We start from the raw sequence: 16866 nt of genomic DNA on the forward strand, positions 1-16866 counted from the left end.
GGTTGTGCCTCCTTAAAATTCTGCGAGTTCACGCATTTTGTTTTTTATTTTTTCTGGATTTATCATAAACTCATCTTCAAGCGTCGGTGCAAATGGCATTGATGGAACATCTGGCCCGGCAAGTCTCATAATCGGTGCATCAAGGTCAAATAAACAGTTTTCTGAAATAATAGCGGCTACTTCAGAAATAATACTTCCTTCTAAATTATCCTCAGTAACTAATAATATTTTACCTGTTTGTTTCGCGCGTTCAATAATTGTATCTTTATCTAATGGATACACGGTACGTAAATCTACAACTTCAACATTGATGCCTTCTTCCATTAACATATCAGCTGCTTGTATACAATAATTGACACATAAGCCATAGGTAAATACTGTAATGTCATCTCCTTCACGTTTTACATCAGCTTTACCAATTGGCACCGTATAATATGACTCAGGTACTTCTTCTTTTAATAAACGATATGCTTTTTTATGTTCAAAGTATAGGACTGGGTCATTAGATTCGATTGAAGCAAGTAATAGCCCCTTTGCATCATAAGGTGAAGAAGGTATGACTATTGTTAGACCAGGTGTTGATGCAAAAATAGATTCTACACTTTGAGAATGGTATAAAGCGCCATGAATTCCACCGCCAAATGGAGAACGAATGGTTAATGGACAGTGCCAATCATTATTTGAGCGATATCTCATCTTAGCAGCTTCACTCATAATTTGGTTGGTAGCAGGTAAAATGTATTCTGCAAATTGTATTTCTGCCACTGGTCTTTTACCCATCATTGCTGCTCCTATACCAGTTCCCACAATGTTAGATTCAGCTAATGGCGTGTCTAACACACGTGCTTCCCCATATTTTTGTTGTAATCCTAGAGTAACACCAAAGACGCCACCTTTTTTACCTACATCTTCACCCAATACAAAAACATCATTGTCTTTTTCCATTGCTTGGTCTAGACCTTGATGAATCGCTTCTAAATAAGATAATTTAGCCATTATTTAAGCTCCCTTCTTCGTAGACATGTGTGTAAGTTTCTTCTGGTGATGGATAAGGTGCTTTTTCAGCTTCTTTTGTAGCTTGATTAACAATTTCTTTATGTTCTTTTTCTATTTCATCCAACCACTGTTCATCAATAATTCCTTCTTCTAATAAGAAAGATTTGAATTTTTGATTACAATCCAATGATTTTAATCCTTCACGTTCTTCTTGTGAACGATATTTATCATCATCATCAGAAGAATGCGCAGTCAAACGTGTACACATCGCTTCAATTAAAGTTGAACCTTCGCCACTCAATGCACGCTCACGAGCCTCTTTCATAACTTTATATACTGCAATAGGATCATTGCCATCTACTTGTTCACCATGTATACCATATCCAATAGCACGATCAGATAATTTTTCAGCACCATATTGCAATGAGTCAGGTACAGAGATAGCATATTTATTATTTTCTATAACGCAAATAAAAGGTAATTTGTGTACACCAGCGAAGTTTAAACCTTCATGGAAATCTCCTTGGTTAGAACTTCCTTCACCTACAGTAGTTATTGCAATATTTTGTTTACTGTCCATTTTTAAAGCTAGTGCAGCACCAACTGCATGTAATATTTGTGTAGCAACTGGTGAACCTTGAGATAGAATTCCTTTTTCTTTTTTACTAAAATGAGATGGCATTTGTTTGCCGCCAGAACTGATATCATCACGTTTACCAAAAGCAGCTAACATTGAATCAAGTGGCGTCATACCTAAATATGTAACAAGTGCAAGATCTCTATAATAAGGTGATGAAATATCCCCTTCTTGCATTGCGAATGCCATACCTATTTGTGTAGCTTCTTGTCCCTGACAGCTTATTACAAAAGGTATTTTACCTGCACGATTAAGTAGCCACATGCGCTCATCAATTTTTCGGCCTAAATCCATCCATTTATACATAGATTTTAATTCAGAAGTATCAAGACCTACTGATTTATAATCAAACATTTTGTATCCTCCTTAATTAAACGTGAATCGATCTATTTTCGACTTTTAATCCTAATTCCATCAGCACTTCTGAAAGTGACGGATGTGCATGTGTAGTTAACCCTAATTCCAATGTTGAACCATTCATAAATTGAAATAATGATAATTCATTAATGAGCTCAGTTACGTGGGGGCCAATCATATTTATACCTAGGACGTTATCGTTTTCTTGATCAATTACAATTTCACAAAAACCATTCAAATTTTTTGTATTTTCAATGACTGCTTTTCCAATTGCCTTAAATGGAACTTTAAATGTTTTTGTTTTGAATCCTTCCTCATTCGCTAATTCTTTATTTTGACCAATACTTGCAACTTCTGGTTGTGTATAGACACATTTTGGCATTTTATTATAGTCTACTGAGATTGGTGTAGCATCAAACATATGCTCAATGGCTGTTATGCCTTCTTTAGATCCAACATGTGCGAGTTGTAATTTACCTATACAATCTCCAGCAGCATAGATATGTTTGTCTTCTGTTTGTTGATATTCATTTACGACTATATGGTCTTTATCCGTCAGTTTTATTTTTGTGTTGTTTAATCCAATATCTGTTGTATTTGGTTTACGACCTATGGCTACTAATAATTTATCAAAAACGAATAATTCTTCCTCGATTTGAATTTCAATACTGTTATCTTTAGTAGAAACATGTTCTTCAGATAGTTGGACATCTACATAAAAATTAACGCCACGTTGTTCTAAATCATTTTGCAACGCTTTTGCTATTGATTTACTTTCAGTAGGCAAAATACGTGGTCCTGCTTCGATAACAGAAACTTCTACACCTAAGTCCACCATTAAAGATGCAAATTCTAAACCAATTACTCCGCCTCCTATGATAGCAAGTGTTTGCGGTAATTTATCTAACTTCAAAATATCATCACTAGATAACACAGTGTTGCCATCAAAAGATAAAAAAGGCAAGGGCATTGGAGATGATCCTGTACAAATTAATACATTATTATTTGGAATTAATTCTGATTCACCATCATCATATTCTACTGAAATAGTGCCACTTTGAGGTGAGAAAATAGATGGACCTAATATTCGTCCGACACCATTAAACACATCTATTTTATTATGTTTCATAAGTTGTTCAACACCGTTAAACATTTGTTGGACTACTTCATTTTTACGCGTTTGCATTCTTGAAAAATTTAACTTAAATGCATCAATATCTACACCAAATTCACTTGAATTTGTAACTGTTCTTAATACTTCAGCGGATTTTAAGAGCGCTTTTGTTGGTATACATCCTTTATGTAGGCAAGTACCTCCTAAAAGTGACTTTTCTACAAGCGCAACTTTTTTACCTAATTGAGATGCTCTTATTGCTGATACATACCCAGCTGTTCCTCCACCTAAAATTACTAGATCATATTTTTCATCTGCCATATTTTTGCTCCTAACTGCAATCTTAGTATTATGTCAAAAATCATATTTAAACATTAAATTCGTATAGTATTTAAAATTCAATCTATAGTTTACAGTTTAATATTTATTTGAAAGAACATTGATAAAAGAATTGTATAGCAAGTTTAAAGTATTTAACAAACTGAATTGTTTAATGTTAATTAATTTAAACATACGAATAAAATCACCTTTGAATTTTAAAAGTGATTTCAATACAAATTTTTGAAATTTACTAAAATAACTCCATTTCACCAATTTTTAAAAACGAATACTTTCAGTAAAATGTTTAAATAATGAAATATGAATAGATACTATTATTACAATAAGTCTTATATAGAAAATCGTTACTTACTTTACATAAACAAGTGCAACAGCAATTAAATTTTCTATTAATTGATATCCTTTACTATCTTACATCAAAATTCAGTATTATAAAATTAATAACCTAAATAATAGTGTAAAAATTCAAATTTATTTAGTGGTTAAATTTATTTTGTGTTTTCAAAGCAAGTAATAAGGAGTTTAACTTATTTTGCTTACTTTCTGCCCTTGACGTGAAGACAATTGGGAATTTTGCGCCGAGTAACAAACTGGAAACAGAAGCATTTCCAAAATGAGTTAAAGATTTTAATAAAGCGCTCCCAACATCTATATTTGAAACGATAAGTGCATCTACATCACCAGCAATATTTGATGTGTAATTTTTTTCAATCGCTCTTTTTTTACTGATTGCATAATCAAATAGAATTGGTCCATCTACTTTTACATATACATCCGAAGTTCGATTGAAAATATTTTTCAATTTTTCAGCATCAATAGATGATGGTATCTTTTTAGACGCATATTCGACTGAAGATAATAATCCAATATTAAATTTATCGTAACCTAATGTATTACTAAGGGTAGTTAAATTTTTAATGATTTGCTTTTTTTCTTCTATTGATGGTGCCACATTATATGCTACATCACTAATCATTAAAGTTTTATGGTAATTAGGTATACTAAAACACGCGACATGGTTTAAAAATCCATATTGGTCTATAAAATTTTTATTGCTTAAAATAAAAGAAATCATTGATGTGGCTTTCATTTTTCCTTTCATTAAAACAGTTACTTTACCCTGTGATAAATCGTCTGCACATTGCTTAAGTAATTGATAATCACTTGAAAATGTTAGCACATGAATCCTGTTTAAGATTTGAGGTTCTAAATCAAAAGAACGAATGATTTCCGTAGTGTCTTGGGTATCATAAATAAAAATATCTATGTTAGTTAATTTTAAAGCCTTAACTAGTACTGATATCATTTTTTCATCATTTGCATATAAAACGGCTACATTTCCATTCATTGTTTCACATGGTTCAACTAAATGTTGGAATCGCATAAAATCAACATCCTTCACTGATTATTTATCTAACCCAGCTAGCACTTGTATTAACAATAGTGAATATAGATTTTTATTTTAAATTGTGGTTCTGCTCTATCATTTCTTTCGCATTTTGTCTGGTTAATTCTGTCACAGTAGCACCAGAAATCATTCTTGCTACTTCATCAATACGTTCTTCTCCAGTCAATTCTTTAACTTGTGTTGTTGTTCGTTCATCATTAGAATTTTTACTAATAAATAAATGGTGGTCACTCATGGACGCAACTTGTGGTAGATGTGATATACATATCACTTGTATGTGTTCAGCCAATCCTTTCATTTTCTCTGCCATCTTTTGAGCAGCTTTACCAGATACACCAGAATCTACTTCATCAAATAAAATTGCTGTCTGGCCTCTTGTTTTTACAAAGATAGTTTTTAGCGCCAACATAATTCTTGATAATTCTCCTCCAGAAGCAATCTTATTTAAGCTCTTTAAAGGTTCGCCTTTATTTGGACTGATTAAAAATTCCACAAATTCTATTCCTTCTCGGTTCGGTTTATCTAAAGGTTTAAATGAAATTTCTAAATTAGCATCGTTCATCTGAAGATTTTGAATTTCATCTACAATATGATTACGCAAAGATTGTGCAACATTTCTTCTTTCTTGCGATAACTTTTCTCCTAGTTCCATAACATTTTTATATAAATCATCGATTTCTTGACGTAATTGAGCAGTACTTTCTTCATAATTTTCAATCTTATTAATTTCGTCAGCCATTTTATCTTGATACATAATTAGTTCATTAATATCTTTACCATATTTACGTTTCAAACTATTTAATAAATTCATTCTAGATTCTAATTCATTTAAATATTGTTCATCAAATTCTGTATTCGTTAAATCATCGTACAATTGATGTTTAGCATCCTCAAGCGTGTAATAAAATTGGTCGACATCTTCTTTTAGTTCATCATATTTATCAGGTAAAATTTCACTAATTGATTGTAACTGATTACTCAATTCGTATAAACGATCTGTAATAGCATGCTCATCTGTCAACGTGACGTGTGCATTGTTTAACGCTAAACTGAGACTTTCTGAATTTTGAATACGTTTGATATCGCTCTCAAGTTGAGGGACTTCGTTTTCAATAAGATTCGCTTCTTGTAATTCTTCATATTGAAATTTTAACAAGTCTAACCGTTGTAATAACGCTTGATCGGCTGACTCTAAATCTGCTAATTCTTTTTTCTTAGCGCTATATTTATCAAAAGTATCAACATACGATTCAAGCAGTGATTTATATGTATTTTCGGCATAATTATCTAATAAATGTAAATGATATTTTTGCTTTAATAATGTTTGTGTTTCATGTTGCCCATGTATATCTAATAATTCTTGCATTATTTTTCTCAAATCTTGTAAAGTAACTGTTTGATTATTAACTCTACAAATACTCTTACCTGAGCTAAATATTTCTCTTTTTACTAATAAAAAGTCTTCATCGATATCGATAGATAAATCATGAAGTATCGAAATGGCTTCTTTACTATTATCTATATCAAAAATTCCTTCAATAACAGCTTTTTTTTCACCATGTCTAACATAGTTTGATGAAGCACGCATACCAATTAATTGACCAATCGCGTCTATAATAATTGATTTACCAGCACCAGTTTCGCCACTCAAAACAGTTAAGCCATCACCAAAGTTTACTTCTAATTCATCTATAATTGCGAATTGTTTAATTGATAAGGTTTGTAGCATTTATAATCACTTCCTTATACTTATAATAGATTAAAGATACGTGTTTTGATTTTTTCGCTGGCTGATTCATCTCTGCATATAATTAAACATGTATCATCACCACAAATTGTGCCCAACACTTCATCCCAGTCTATTTGATCTAAAATTGCCCCAATTGATTGAGCGTTACCAGGTAAGGTCTTAAGTACTAAAAGGTTTCCAGTACCATCAATATTTACAAATGAATCCATTAAATAACGACCAAGTTTTTCTAAAGGATGATATTTTCTGTCATTAGGTAAACTATAAACATATTGACCAGAAGGTGTAGGGACCTTTATTAACTGTAATTCTTTAATGTCGCGAGAAACAGTTGCTTGGGTAACATTTAACTCATATTCATTTAAACGCTTTACCAGTTCATCTTGGGTTTTAATTTTTTCATTAGATATAATTTCTCTTATTTTAATATGTCTTACTGATTTTTTTGCCATGTATAGCACCTCTGTAAACGAATATTTATACAATGATTTTAACACATGGACAATGATACTACTACTAAAGTTAATTTAACAGAAATACTTTTATTGACTGTTGTGTATACTGCCTGTCTATTTTCGAAGTGAATTAAAAATAAGCCATAATTAAATTTTTAATCACTTATACCGATACTATTTTAGTAACAAATGAATATTTATTTATAAAATTATAAATTTTTATAAATAAAAAATCACGCTACGAAAAGTAGCATGATTTAGCATAATTTAATGGTAGAAATTTTATAAAATCTGTAAAAACAGAATCTACGTCTGATTATGATTCTCTATAATTGAATAATTCTACGATATATTTTAGATTACTTGTGTCATATTGTTCAGGTAAACGAGCTAAACACGCATATGCAGATTCAGTATGTGATTTTAGCTTATCTTCTGCCCCGTTTTGACCTAATAATGAGACGTAAGTGCTTTTATCATTTTCAAGATCACTACCTGTAGATTTACCTAGTTTCGCTTCGTCTCCATAAATGTCTAATAAATCATCTTTTATTTGGAACATTAATCCTAAATGTTCACTAAATTTTTCTAATAAATTAGCTACACTTGGTTCAGCCTCGGCAATATCAACAGCTGCCATTACTGCAAATTTTAATAGCGCACCTGTCTTAGCTTGATGGATATGTTCTAAAGTATTTAGGTCTACCGAAGATCCTTCACCTTCACTTTGCATATCGAGTGTTTGACCACCTACCATACCTAAATGTCCACTTGCAGATGATAAGCGTTTAATCAGTTTTATTTTGACATTATCTTTCAGTTTGTCGTCGTTAACAATGATATCAAATGCTTTAGTGAGTAATGCATCACCTGCTAGTATTGCTTTCCATTCACCGTAGACTTTATGATTTGTCAATTTACCTCTTCGATAATCATCATCATCCATTGCAGGCAAATCATCATGAATAAGAGAATACGTATGTACCATTTCTAATCCAAGTGCTGAAGCGTAACCAAGTTTATAATCTGATGCTAGCATTTCCAATGTTAATAAAAGTAAAACAGGTCTAATTCGTTTGCCGCCTGCTTCTAACGAATATCTCATGCTATGTTCTAAATCTGTATTCAGTGATGAATTCGGAATTGAATTTTGTAATAATTCATTAATTTCGTCAGTTAAATTGTCTATTTTATGATTCATCATGATTTTCTTCCTTTTCAGTTTCTTCATCGCCTTCAACATTTTCTTCAGACATCAATTCGTTCACTTTTTTTTCAGCATTTTTCAATGTTTCATCACAATTTGCTGATAATGTCATACCTCTTTGGTATAAGTTTAAAGATTCTTCTAAAGAAACATTTTCATTATCTAGTTTTTGAACTATACTTTCTAATTCTTTCATCATTTCTTCAAAACTTTGTGATTTATTCGTCATCATTACACCTTACTTTCATAACTTGTGCATCAACAGAACCGTCTTTCATCGTTAATACAATATTATCATTTTCAGCTAAATCGCTAGTACTAGTAACTATTTTATCTTGCTTGTTCACAATTGTATAACCACGTAACATTGTATTGGTTGGACTAAGATTATTCAAATTCTCTATTTTATTAGTTAAATTATTTCTTTGTTTTACAATAAGATGATTCATTAATTTTACAAGATTCGTTTGTTTTTGATTGATAGTTGTTTGTTCTCTTTGAATATTTTGTTTGAAATGTTTTAAGTTGAAACTTTGTTTTATTAACTCTAGCTTTTGCTTATGTTGATTAACTTTAAAAGTAATAGCTAAATTAAGCTGTTTCTCTAAGTCATCCCGTTTTTGAATCTGTTGATCATATAACAAGGTTGGTGTTTTAAATTTGTAATATGAAGCAACGTGTTCTAAATACTGCTTTTGATGTTGAATCTGTTGTTTCATAAACCTGGTTAAAGAAAGTTTTTGTTGTTGAATATATTGCCTCAATTCATATTGATCAGGTGTTGCCATCACTGCTGCTTGTGTAGGTGTAGCAGCACGTGCATCTGCTACAAAATCACTAAGCGTAAAGTCTGTTTCGTGGCCTACTGCTGATATGATTGGCGTTTCACACGCATAAATCGCTTTGACAACATCTTCTTCGTTGAAGTTCCATAAATCTTCTATAGAACCACCACCACGACCAATGATTATAGTATCTACATTTAAATCATCAGCTTGTTTTATTTTTTCAATGATATCATACTTAGCCTGCTCACCTTGTACTAAAGTGTTGATTTGTATTTGTTCAACTAAAGGATATCGACTATTAATAGTAGTATGGATATCTCTAATCGCTGCACCCGTGCCTGCAGTCAGCACAGCGATTTTTTTAGGAAACTTAGGAATAATCTTTTTATGGTTTTGATCAAAATAACCATCTTTAGTTAATTTCTTTTTTAACTGTTCTAATTTTTGATATAAATTACCAATACCATCTATATGCATTTTATTAACATAAATTTGATAATTACCACGTCTTTCATATACAGAAACACGTGCTTCTAACAACACTTCATCTCCCTCTTTAGGGTCGAAGTCAATTTTCGAAGCATTTCCTTTAAACATCATTGCACTGATGACACTATTTTTATCTTTAACATTAAAATAGAGATGACCGCTACTATGTTTTTTAAAGTTAGAAAGTTCACCTTTAAGCAATACAGTCTGTAAGTGCGGATCTTGATCAAATTTATATTTAATATATTTAGTTAAAGCTGAAACGCTTAAATAATCTGACATATTATATCACTCTTTTACTCAATATTACTCAACACACCATTGATAAACTTATAATGTTCATCATCACTGAATTGTTTTGCTAATTCAACCGCTTCATTGATAATTACTTTTTGTGGCGTTTCGCTATTTAGTAATTCATAAGTTGACATTCTTAAAATAATTCGGTCAGATTTCAATAATCTATCTATTGTCCAATCTTTTAAATGTGGTGCAATTTTATTATCTAATACAGATTCATGATCTTTTACGCCTGTAACTAGCCAATTAATAAAATCAAACTCTAAATCAGGATTATCATCTTTAATAAAACTAATTGCTTCATCAATCGTTAAATCACTATTTTTCATTTCTAATTGAAATAGTGTTTGAAAGGCTTGTGTTCTTGATTCTTTTCGACTCATTATAAACTCCTTTTAGCATTGTACGCTTTATGACTAATATAAAATAGAATTTTGTTAATCTCTTGATTATAGAACTCAGTTTTATGACCGCATTAAAGTCAAAGTGCTATATTTAATTTGTAGATACGATATGTGTAATGTGAACATTAATTTGACTTGGTATGATCGTTGTCATCGTAGATATTGAATTGTATATGGCATTTTGTATTTTTCTTGCTGTTTCTGAGATATTAATATCATATGAAAATGAGCAATATACATCAATATGAATACCATCATCTTTAGTATCTACTTTAATACCACGTGCCAATTGTTTTTTTGTAACTTTCTCAACACTTAAGTCCTTTATTTCTTTAAAGTGACCTTCTAAGCCTTTTACTTCTGAGGTTGCTATACTTGCAATAACAGTCAAAACCTCAGGTGCAATTTCTATTTTTCCTAAATTGGAATGTGATGATTCTGTTACTTTGACCATTTCACAAACCTCCTATTTAGTTTATTCATCCATTATGTTATAAGTTTCTAAGAAATTAGTATTAAATTCACCACTTCTAAATATATCGTTATTTAGTAGGCGAATATGAAATGGAATTGTAGTGTCAATGCCTAATACTAAATATTCACCTAACGCTCTCAATCCTGTCATAATCGCTTCATCTCTTGATGGTTCATGAACAATTAATTTTGCTACCATAGAATCATAGTATGGAGGGATTGTATAATTAGTATAACATGCTGATTCAATTCTTACGCCAAAACCACCCGGTGCTAGATATTGTGTGATTTTACCTGGTGAAGGCATAAAGTTTTTATAAGGATTTTCAGCGTTAATTCTAAATTCAATTGCATGTCCTTTGATTTCAATATCTTTTTGTGTGAATGGTAACTTTTCACCCATCGCTACTTTAAGTTGTAGTTTTACTAAATCAATACCAGTTACCATTTCTGTAACTGGATGTTCTACCTGAATACGTGTATTCATTTCCATAAAATAAAATTCATGCGTGTTCAAATCATAAATAAATTCAATTGTTCCAGCGTTTTCATAATTTACAGCTTTTGCTGCTCTTACTGCTGCATTACCCATTTCTTGCCGTTTAGCATCGTTTAAGATTGGTGACGGTGCTTCTTCTACAAGTTTTTGCATACGTCTTTGTATGGTACAATCACGCTCACCTAGATGGATGACATTACCATAACTGTCTCCAATTACTTGTATTTCGATATGTCTAAAGTTTTCAATAAATTTTTCAAGATATAATCCATTGTTACCAAAAGCAGTTTCTGCTTCTTGTTGAGTCATTTTAAAGCCAGTTTCCAATTCTTTTTCATCACGTGCAACACGTATACCTTTGCCACCACCGCCTGCAGTAGCTTTGATAATGACTGGATATCCTATATCTTTTGCAATTTTCTTCGCTTCTTTAATATCTTTAACTAACCCTTCACTTCCAGGAACTACAGGAACCTCAGCGCGTTTCATTTCTTCTTTAGCGACATCTTTGATACCCATTTTTTGTATGGACTCATAACTTGGGCCAATAAATTTAAGTTGACATGCTTCACAAAGTTCAGCAAAATCACCATTTTCTGCTAGAAAACCATATCCAGGGTGAACCCCATCACATCCTGTTGAAGTCGCGATAGATAAAATATTAGGGATATTTAGGTAAGAATCTTTAGATTGAGTGGGACCGACACAATATGCTTCATCAGCAATTTGAGTATGTAATGCGTCTTTGTCTCCTTCAGAATATATTGCCACAGTTTGTAAACCTAAATCGTGACAGGCTCGAATAATTCTTACAGCAATTTCCCCTCTATTTGCAATTAAAATTTTATTCATTATTTCACCTTAAATAACGGTTGGCCATACTCTACCATTTGACCGTCTTCTACTAGTATTTCAGTAATTTCCCCTGTGACTTCTGCTTGTATTTCATTAAATAATTTCATAGCTTCCAAAATACATACTGTTGATTCGTTTGAAACAGAATCTCCTATTTGAACATATGGACTTTCCTCTGGTGAAGGTGATTTATAAAATGTGCCAACCATTGGTGCATTGATTGTTTTTAAATTGTCATTTTCTTGGGAAGAACTTGTATCATCAGAACTTTGTGTATCAAGTTGATTTGAAACAGCTGGTTGTTGTGGTGCAATCTGTTGCATCGGTTGTTGTGAAACTTGAGGTGTGATAATCTCAGTTTCTTTTTCCTTTTTTAAATTAACTATATTCCCTTTATCTTCTATATTTATTTCAGTCAAGCTAGATTGATCAAGAATTTCAATTAATTCTTTAATTTCTTTAAAATTCATAAATACTGACTCCTTCAGATTGTTTTCATTTACCTAGTTTATTTTACTTTAGTGAAATGTTCAATTCAAGCATATACATATTTTCTATTATAACTCATTAACTTTTATAGTTAATCAATAATTAACTATAGTTTTGTGTCAAAATAATTTTCCGTCCTTACGCAAATAATAAAAGCCCTTCCATTTAAAGTAAGTGGAAAGGCTTCTAAAATAATTTGCAAATGCTGTCATCAAGTGGTGAGTGTCACTGATGAATTAAGCTCTTGACACGTAACTTCCATCGCTTGTGTTAATTACTAAAGTATCTCCTTCATTAACAAATAATGGTACATTTAGTGTATAACCTGTTTCAACAGTCGCAGATTTTGTTGCACCAGTAGCAGTATCACCTTTAATACCTGGTTCTGTTTCTGTTACTGTAAGCTCAACGTTTTTTGGTAATTCAATACCTAAAGTTTCATTTTCATAACTTTGAATTTGAACTTCCATATTTGCTTTTAAGAAATTTAATTCATGTTCTAAGTAATCAGCAGGTAATTCAATTTGATCAAATGTTTGGTTATCCATGAAAACGTGTGTATCACCATCGGCGTATAAATATTGCATGCGACGATTTTCAATCATAGCAGTTTCAACTTTTTCTCCGCCTCTAAATGTCTTCTCTTGGATCGCACCTGTTCTTAAGTTACGTAATTTTGAACGTACAAATGCAGCACCTTTTCCTGGTTTTACGTGTTGGAAATCTAAAACTTTCCAAATACCATTATCTACAGAAATTGTTAAACCTGTTTTAAAATCATTAACCGAAATCATTCAGTTTCCTCCTTAATATAAGGTCTTCTATAAAATAATAAGGTCTTTAGACGATTTAGTAAAGCGTTCGCAACCATTTTCGGTAATTAATATATCATCTTCAATACGTACGCCACCAATTCCATCTAAATATATACCGGGTTCAATTGTAACACAATTATTTAATTCTAATGGAGATTCAGATTTTTTAGATAAATTTGGACCTTCATGTACGTCTAATCCTATACCATGCCCTAATGAATGGCCAAAAGCCTCACCGTATCCTTTTTCGGTAATATAATCTCTTGCTACTGCATCAAGTTCTCTACCAGTCATTCCTTGTTTAGCTGCTTCAATACCTTTTAAATTTGCTTGTAATACAATGTTATATATTTCTTTTAATTGAGCATCTGGTTCGCCAATAGCAAAAGTACGGGTAATATCTGAGGCATATCCATTGTAATAAGCTCCATAATCCAAGGTAATTAATTCTCCTTGATTGATGACTTTATCACTTGCTACACCATGTGGAAGTGCTCCTCTCACTCCAGAAGCAACAATAGTATTAAAAGATGGTCCTTCTGAACCTAATTCGAGCATTTTGCTTTCTAATTTTGCTTTTAACTCGAGTTCTGTCATTCCAGCTTTAGCAACTGTTAAAATATACTCATAAGCATCATCAACAATTTGAGCAGCTTTTTGAATATTTGCTATTTCTTGTTCATCCTTGACTTCTCTTATTCTCTCAATTAAACCAGAAATACTTATTAAACTGATATAAGATTTACTTAATTGTAAATAAGTATCATAGCTTACTAAGTTACCTTCAAAGCCAACATTTTGCACATTTAAGTCTTCTAGTGTGGACTTAATAGATTCTATCAGTTGCCCCTGTTGCTTAATCACTTTAAAACCAGCAGCTTGATCAGTTGCTTGCTCTATGTATCTAAAATCAGTAAGCAATAGTTTTTCGCTATTTGTAATAATCAATGCACCACTGGTTCCAGTAAATCCAGATAAGTATCTTCTATTATAATCAGATAAAACGATAATTGCTTCCAAATGTTTTGTCTTTAGAGCAGATTTTAACTTTTCAATTCTATTCAACAGTAATCACCCTATTCAATAAATTTGTACATTTCCAATATATACATTAAAATGATAGCATAATTAGTGTACAAATTTATAGTTTTTGAATTAGGAGAGAGTTATGAAGAAAAAATTATTCGCTATTTTATGCGCTTCGTGTTTACTCGCCGGATGTGGAAGCCAAAATTTAGGCCCATTAGAAGAGAAAACAACAAAATTACGTGACGAAAATCATAAATTAAAAAGTGATATACAAGACTTAAAACTTGAAATAAAAGAAGAAAAAACAAATATTACTGCATTAGAAAAAGATAAAAATAATATCAAGAATGCGAAAAGTAATAAAAAGAAATTAAATCATATTAAGGCGTCTTCTGAATATTATCAAGATGTCGCAAAAGCAATTGGTGATTATAATGATATTGAAGACGAAGTCTCAAAAAATAAGCAGAGCGAAAAAGTTCAAAATAAATTAACCGATATTACTAATAAAATTGATAGTGCATTTACTACATATAAAAGTAAAATTGATAAAGATAAAATGAATGACGAAGATAAGAAGAAACATAAAAATATTACTAAATTAAACAAGTCATTAGATTCTGCCATGAGTGATATAAGGGATGGTTATAACGAGAAAGATAAGAAAAAACTTAATAAAGGGCAAACTACTTTATCAAAAGTGAGCATAAGCAATGAGTAATGTGACATATAAATAGGAGTGTGTATTTTGAAACAAGCAATATTTTATATCGTAATCGCAATTGCATTAGTTGGTTTAATACTTAACTTAGATGCGTTCTTATTTAGTTTTGTAAGAATGGCTATCAGTTTAGCAATTTTTGCAGGTATCATTTATTTAATTTATTATTTTTTCTTTTTAACAGAAGATCAAAGAAAGTATAAACGTGCCCAAAGAAAATATAGAAAAAGGCATAAAAAATAATAAAAATTAGGTTCTGAATATTTAACATTATTGAATAAATTAAAACATTTACCCAACAATTAAATTCAAAAATTGTTGGGTAAATGCTTTTTTTATAGCGAATTTAATTATTTTCTATAAGTCCATTCTGATGATTGGTACTTATTAATTAATGCGTCAACTTCTGCGTTTTGCTGAGCAGTCAATTCTAAAGGTTTTAAATTGATATTTAATCCTTTTTTGAATCCACTTTCGAATGCTTGTTCCATTTCATCTAAAGTGATGTAGCGATCAGATATATCATTAATTGCTACTGCTTTATCGACAAACGCTTGCTTCATTTTCTCTTTCAAACGGTCATTTTTAAATATAAACATATCAAATAAATCATCAATATCTATATCTTGTAACAATGAACCATGCTGCAGAATCACACCCTTTTGTCTCATTTGGGCACTACCTGCAATTTTGCGTCCTTCTACGACTAATTCATACCAACTGGAAGCATCAAAACAAACCGCACTTCTTGGTTGTTTTAATTTAGACCGTTCTTCTTTAGTTCGTGGGATAGCAAATGAAGCATTAAAACCTAATGTTTTGAATCCTTCAAGTAGCCCTTCAGAAATGACCCTATATGCTTCTGTAACTGTTTTGGGCATGTTTGGATGTGATTCCGGTACAATAACACTATAAGTTAATTCTTTGTCATGCAAGACACCTCTGCCACCTGTTTGTCTTCTAACAAGGCCATAACCTTTATCTTTCACCTTGTCTATATCAATTTCTTTCGTTAATCTTTGAAAGTAACCAACTGAAAGTGTAGCTGGATCCCATGTATAAAATCTAATTACTGGATCAATTTCACCTCTAGATACAAAATTTAATAACGCTTCATCCATTGCCATATTATAAAATGGATCATTACTACCTGTATTGATAAAATGCCATGTTTCAGTCACAATCAAAACTCCATTCATTAAAATTAAATTGTGATAACATCTAATTTGTGTTATCGTTTTCAATAATTGTACAAAAATGTCAGTTTACGTAATTATCATGATAAAAATATTTTGATAATTTGTGCTAACAGTCTTATAATATATAATATCGGTTAATTAGGGAGGATGCAAGATGAGTAATTTTTGGTTTATAGCTTTAGCAATTTTAATAATAATCATCGCATATATGTTGTTCAATAGATATTTGAACAAAAAAGCGGTAACAGAATTAAACCAAAATGAATTCCATAATGGTTTGCGAAAAGCTCAAGTGATTGATGTAAGAGAAAAAGTAGATTATGATTATGGTCATATTAATGGTGCCCGTAACATCCCAATCACAATGTTTAAGCAAAGATATCAAGGCTTGAGAACAGATCAACCTATCTATCTTTGTGATGCGAATGGTATTGCCAGTTATCGTGCCGCTAGAATCTTAAAAAAGAATGGTTATAAAGATATATTCATGCTTAAAGGCGGATATAAAAAATGGACTGGTAAAATCAAATCAAAAAAATAA

19 protein-coding genes are annotated in these 16866 nt (G+C 31.3%); 3 read left to right on the forward strand and 16 right to left on the reverse strand.

Annotated features, from left to right (window positions below; translation table 11 throughout):
* Positions 1–12: 12 nt before the first annotated feature.
* From KA830_RS08935 to KA830_RS09005, 15 genes are all read right to left on the reverse strand, one after another.
* On the reverse strand, positions 13–996 hold the full coding sequence (locus tag KA830_RS08935) for an alpha-ketoacid dehydrogenase subunit beta (RefSeq protein WP_046208196.1): 984 nt from the start codon (positions 994–996) through the stop codon (positions 13–15).
* On the reverse strand, positions 989–1987 hold the full coding sequence (locus tag KA830_RS08940; protein WP_046208195.1) for a thiamine pyrophosphate-dependent dehydrogenase E1 component subunit alpha: 999 nt from the start codon (positions 1985–1987) through the stop codon (positions 989–991). Before KA830_RS08940 ends, KA830_RS08935 begins: the two co-directional genes overlap by 8 nt.
* A 16-nt stretch (positions 1988–2003) precedes the next feature.
* A complete protein-coding gene (gene lpdA, locus KA830_RS08945) occupies positions 2004–3425 on the reverse strand; it encodes a dihydrolipoyl dehydrogenase (RefSeq protein ID WP_064208923.1) in 1422 nt (473 codons plus the stop codon).
* A gap of 493 nt (positions 3426–3918) precedes the next feature.
* Positions 3919–4827 (reverse strand): phosphate acyltransferase, encoded by a 909-nt coding sequence (locus KA830_RS08950; RefSeq protein WP_064208922.1) that lies wholly within the window; start codon positions 4825–4827, stop codon positions 3919–3921.
* Positions 4828–4900: 73 nt separating this feature from the next.
* On the reverse strand, positions 4901–6580 hold the full coding sequence (gene recN / locus KA830_RS08955; RefSeq protein WP_073341972.1) for a DNA repair protein RecN: 1680 nt from the start codon (positions 6578–6580) through the stop codon (positions 4901–4903).
* A 20-nt stretch (positions 6581–6600) separates the two neighbouring features.
* Complete coding sequence (ahrC, locus tag KA830_RS08960) at positions 6601–7053, reverse strand: transcriptional regulator AhrC/ArgR (protein ID WP_210134186.1); 453 nt, start codon at positions 7051–7053, stop codon at positions 6601–6603.
* Between the two features lie 319 nt (positions 7054–7372).
* The gene (locus tag KA830_RS08965) at positions 7373–8260 is read right to left on the reverse strand and encodes a polyprenyl synthetase family protein (protein ID WP_204180134.1); all 888 of its coding nucleotides are present in this window, start codon (positions 8258–8260) and stop codon (positions 7373–7375) included.
* Positions 8247–8492, reverse strand: a complete 246-nt coding sequence (locus KA830_RS08970) for an exodeoxyribonuclease VII small subunit (protein ID WP_103161483.1) — start codon at positions 8490–8492, stop codon at positions 8247–8249. Before KA830_RS08970 ends, KA830_RS08965 begins: the two co-directional genes overlap by 14 nt.
* Positions 8482–9822, reverse strand: a complete 1341-nt coding sequence (gene xseA / locus KA830_RS08975; protein WP_070038263.1) for an exodeoxyribonuclease VII large subunit — start codon at positions 9820–9822, stop codon at positions 8482–8484. The genes KA830_RS08970 and xseA overlap by 11 nt, the downstream gene beginning before the upstream one ends.
* Before the next feature lie 14 nt (positions 9823–9836).
* Positions 9837–10223: a transcription antitermination factor NusB gene (gene nusB, locus KA830_RS08980; protein ID WP_046208188.1), complete on the reverse strand. Its 387-nt coding sequence runs from the start codon at positions 10221–10223 to the stop codon at positions 9837–9839.
* Positions 10224–10335: 112 nt separating this feature from the next.
* On the reverse strand, positions 10336–10698 hold the full coding sequence (locus KA830_RS08985) for an Asp23/Gls24 family envelope stress response protein (protein WP_070658616.1): 363 nt from the start codon (positions 10696–10698) through the stop codon (positions 10336–10338).
* 21 nt (positions 10699–10719) lie between these two features.
* Positions 10720–12069 (reverse strand): acetyl-CoA carboxylase biotin carboxylase subunit, encoded by a 1350-nt coding sequence (accC, locus tag KA830_RS08990; RefSeq protein WP_046208186.1) that lies wholly within the window; start codon positions 12067–12069, stop codon positions 10720–10722.
* A complete protein-coding gene (accB, locus tag KA830_RS08995; RefSeq protein ID WP_073341962.1) occupies positions 12069–12542 on the reverse strand; it encodes an acetyl-CoA carboxylase biotin carboxyl carrier protein in 474 nt (157 codons plus the stop codon). Before accB ends, accC begins: the two co-directional genes overlap by 1 nt.
* A 255-nt stretch (positions 12543–12797) precedes the next feature.
* A complete protein-coding gene (gene efp / locus KA830_RS09000; protein ID WP_046208184.1) occupies positions 12798–13355 on the reverse strand; it encodes an elongation factor P in 558 nt (185 codons plus the stop codon).
* Positions 13356–13382: 27 nt separating this feature from the next.
* Positions 13383–14441: a M24 family metallopeptidase gene (locus KA830_RS09005; RefSeq protein WP_046208183.1), complete on the reverse strand. Its 1059-nt coding sequence runs from the start codon at positions 14439–14441 to the stop codon at positions 13383–13385.
* Positions 14442–14544: 103 nt separating this feature from the next.
* On the opposite strand from KA830_RS09005, the gene KA830_RS09010 reads away from it, so the two are divergent.
* Together KA830_RS09010 and KA830_RS09015 are read left to right on the forward strand one after the other, a co-directional pair.
* Positions 14545–15126, forward strand: coding sequence for a hypothetical protein (locus KA830_RS09010; protein ID WP_046208182.1), 582 nt, complete (start codon positions 14545–14547; stop codon positions 15124–15126).
* Positions 15127–15153: 27 nt separating this feature from the next.
* Positions 15154–15369, forward strand: a complete 216-nt coding sequence (locus KA830_RS09015) for an SA1362 family protein (RefSeq protein ID WP_046208181.1) — start codon at positions 15154–15156, stop codon at positions 15367–15369.
* A gap of 107 nt (positions 15370–15476) precedes the next feature.
* On the opposite strand, the gene KA830_RS09020 is transcribed toward KA830_RS09015, so the two are convergent.
* Positions 15477–16307 (reverse strand): lipoate--protein ligase family protein, encoded by an 831-nt coding sequence (locus KA830_RS09020; protein ID WP_046208180.1) that lies wholly within the window; start codon positions 16305–16307, stop codon positions 15477–15479.
* Positions 16308–16479: 172 nt separating this feature from the next.
* Between KA830_RS09020 and KA830_RS09025 the strand changes: the two genes are divergently transcribed.
* A complete protein-coding gene (locus tag KA830_RS09025) occupies positions 16480–16866 on the forward strand; it encodes a rhodanese-like domain-containing protein (RefSeq protein WP_046208179.1) in 387 nt (128 codons plus the stop codon).

The organism is Staphylococcus sp. GDY8P119P (genome assembly GCF_017892075.1).
GTDB classification, from domain to species: domain Bacteria; phylum Bacillota; class Bacilli; order Staphylococcales; family Staphylococcaceae; genus Staphylococcus; species Staphylococcus ureilyticus.

What these genes read in the sequence shown, in the direction of transcription:
- KA830_RS08935 (WP_046208196.1), bottom strand. Translation starts at nt 996, where the DNA reads ATGGCTAAATTATCTTATTTAGAAGCGATTCATCAAGGTCTAGACCAA.
- KA830_RS08940 (WP_046208195.1), bottom strand. Translation starts at nt 1,987, where the DNA reads ATGTTTGATTATAAATCAGTAGGTCTTGATACTTCTGAATTAAAATCT.
- lpdA (WP_064208923.1), bottom strand. Translation starts at nt 3,425, where the DNA reads ATGGCAGATGAAAAATATGATCTAGTAATTTTAGGTGGAGGAACAGCT.
- KA830_RS08950 (WP_064208922.1), bottom strand. Translation starts at nt 4,827, where the DNA reads ATGCGATTCCAACATTTAGTTGAACCATGTGAAACAATGAATGGAAAT.
- recN (WP_073341972.1), bottom strand. Translation starts at nt 6,580, where the DNA reads ATGCTACAAACCTTATCAATTAAACAATTCGCAATTATAGATGAATTA.
- ahrC (WP_210134186.1), bottom strand. Translation starts at nt 7,053, where the DNA reads ATGGCAAAAAAATCAGTAAGACATATTAAAATAAGAGAAATTATATCT.
- KA830_RS08965 (WP_204180134.1), bottom strand. Translation starts at nt 8,260, where the DNA reads ATGATGAATCATAAAATAGACAATTTAACTGACGAAATTAATGAATTA.
- KA830_RS08970 (WP_103161483.1), bottom strand. Translation starts at nt 8,492, where the DNA reads ATGACGAATAAATCACAAAGTTTTGAAGAAATGATGAAAGAATTAGAA.
- xseA (WP_070038263.1), bottom strand. Translation starts at nt 9,822, where the DNA reads ATGTCAGATTATTTAAGCGTTTCAGCTTTAACTAAATATATTAAATAT.
- nusB (WP_046208188.1), bottom strand. Translation starts at nt 10,223, where the DNA reads ATGAGTCGAAAAGAATCAAGAACACAAGCCTTTCAAACACTATTTCAA.
- KA830_RS08985 (WP_070658616.1), bottom strand. Translation starts at nt 10,698, where the DNA reads ATGGTCAAAGTAACAGAATCATCACATTCCAATTTAGGAAAAATAGAA.
- accC (WP_046208186.1), bottom strand. Translation starts at nt 12,069, where the DNA reads ATGAATAAAATTTTAATTGCAAATAGAGGGGAAATTGCTGTAAGAATT.
- accB (WP_073341962.1), bottom strand. Translation starts at nt 12,542, where the DNA reads ATGAATTTTAAAGAAATTAAAGAATTAATTGAAATTCTTGATCAATCT.
- efp (WP_046208184.1), bottom strand. Translation starts at nt 13,355, where the DNA reads ATGATTTCGGTTAATGATTTTAAAACAGGTTTAACAATTTCTGTAGAT.
- KA830_RS09010 (WP_046208182.1), top strand. Translation starts at nt 14,545, where the DNA reads ATGAAGAAAAAATTATTCGCTATTTTATGCGCTTCGTGTTTACTCGCC.
- KA830_RS09025 (WP_046208179.1), top strand. Translation starts at nt 16,480, where the DNA reads ATGAGTAATTTTTGGTTTATAGCTTTAGCAATTTTAATAATAATCATC.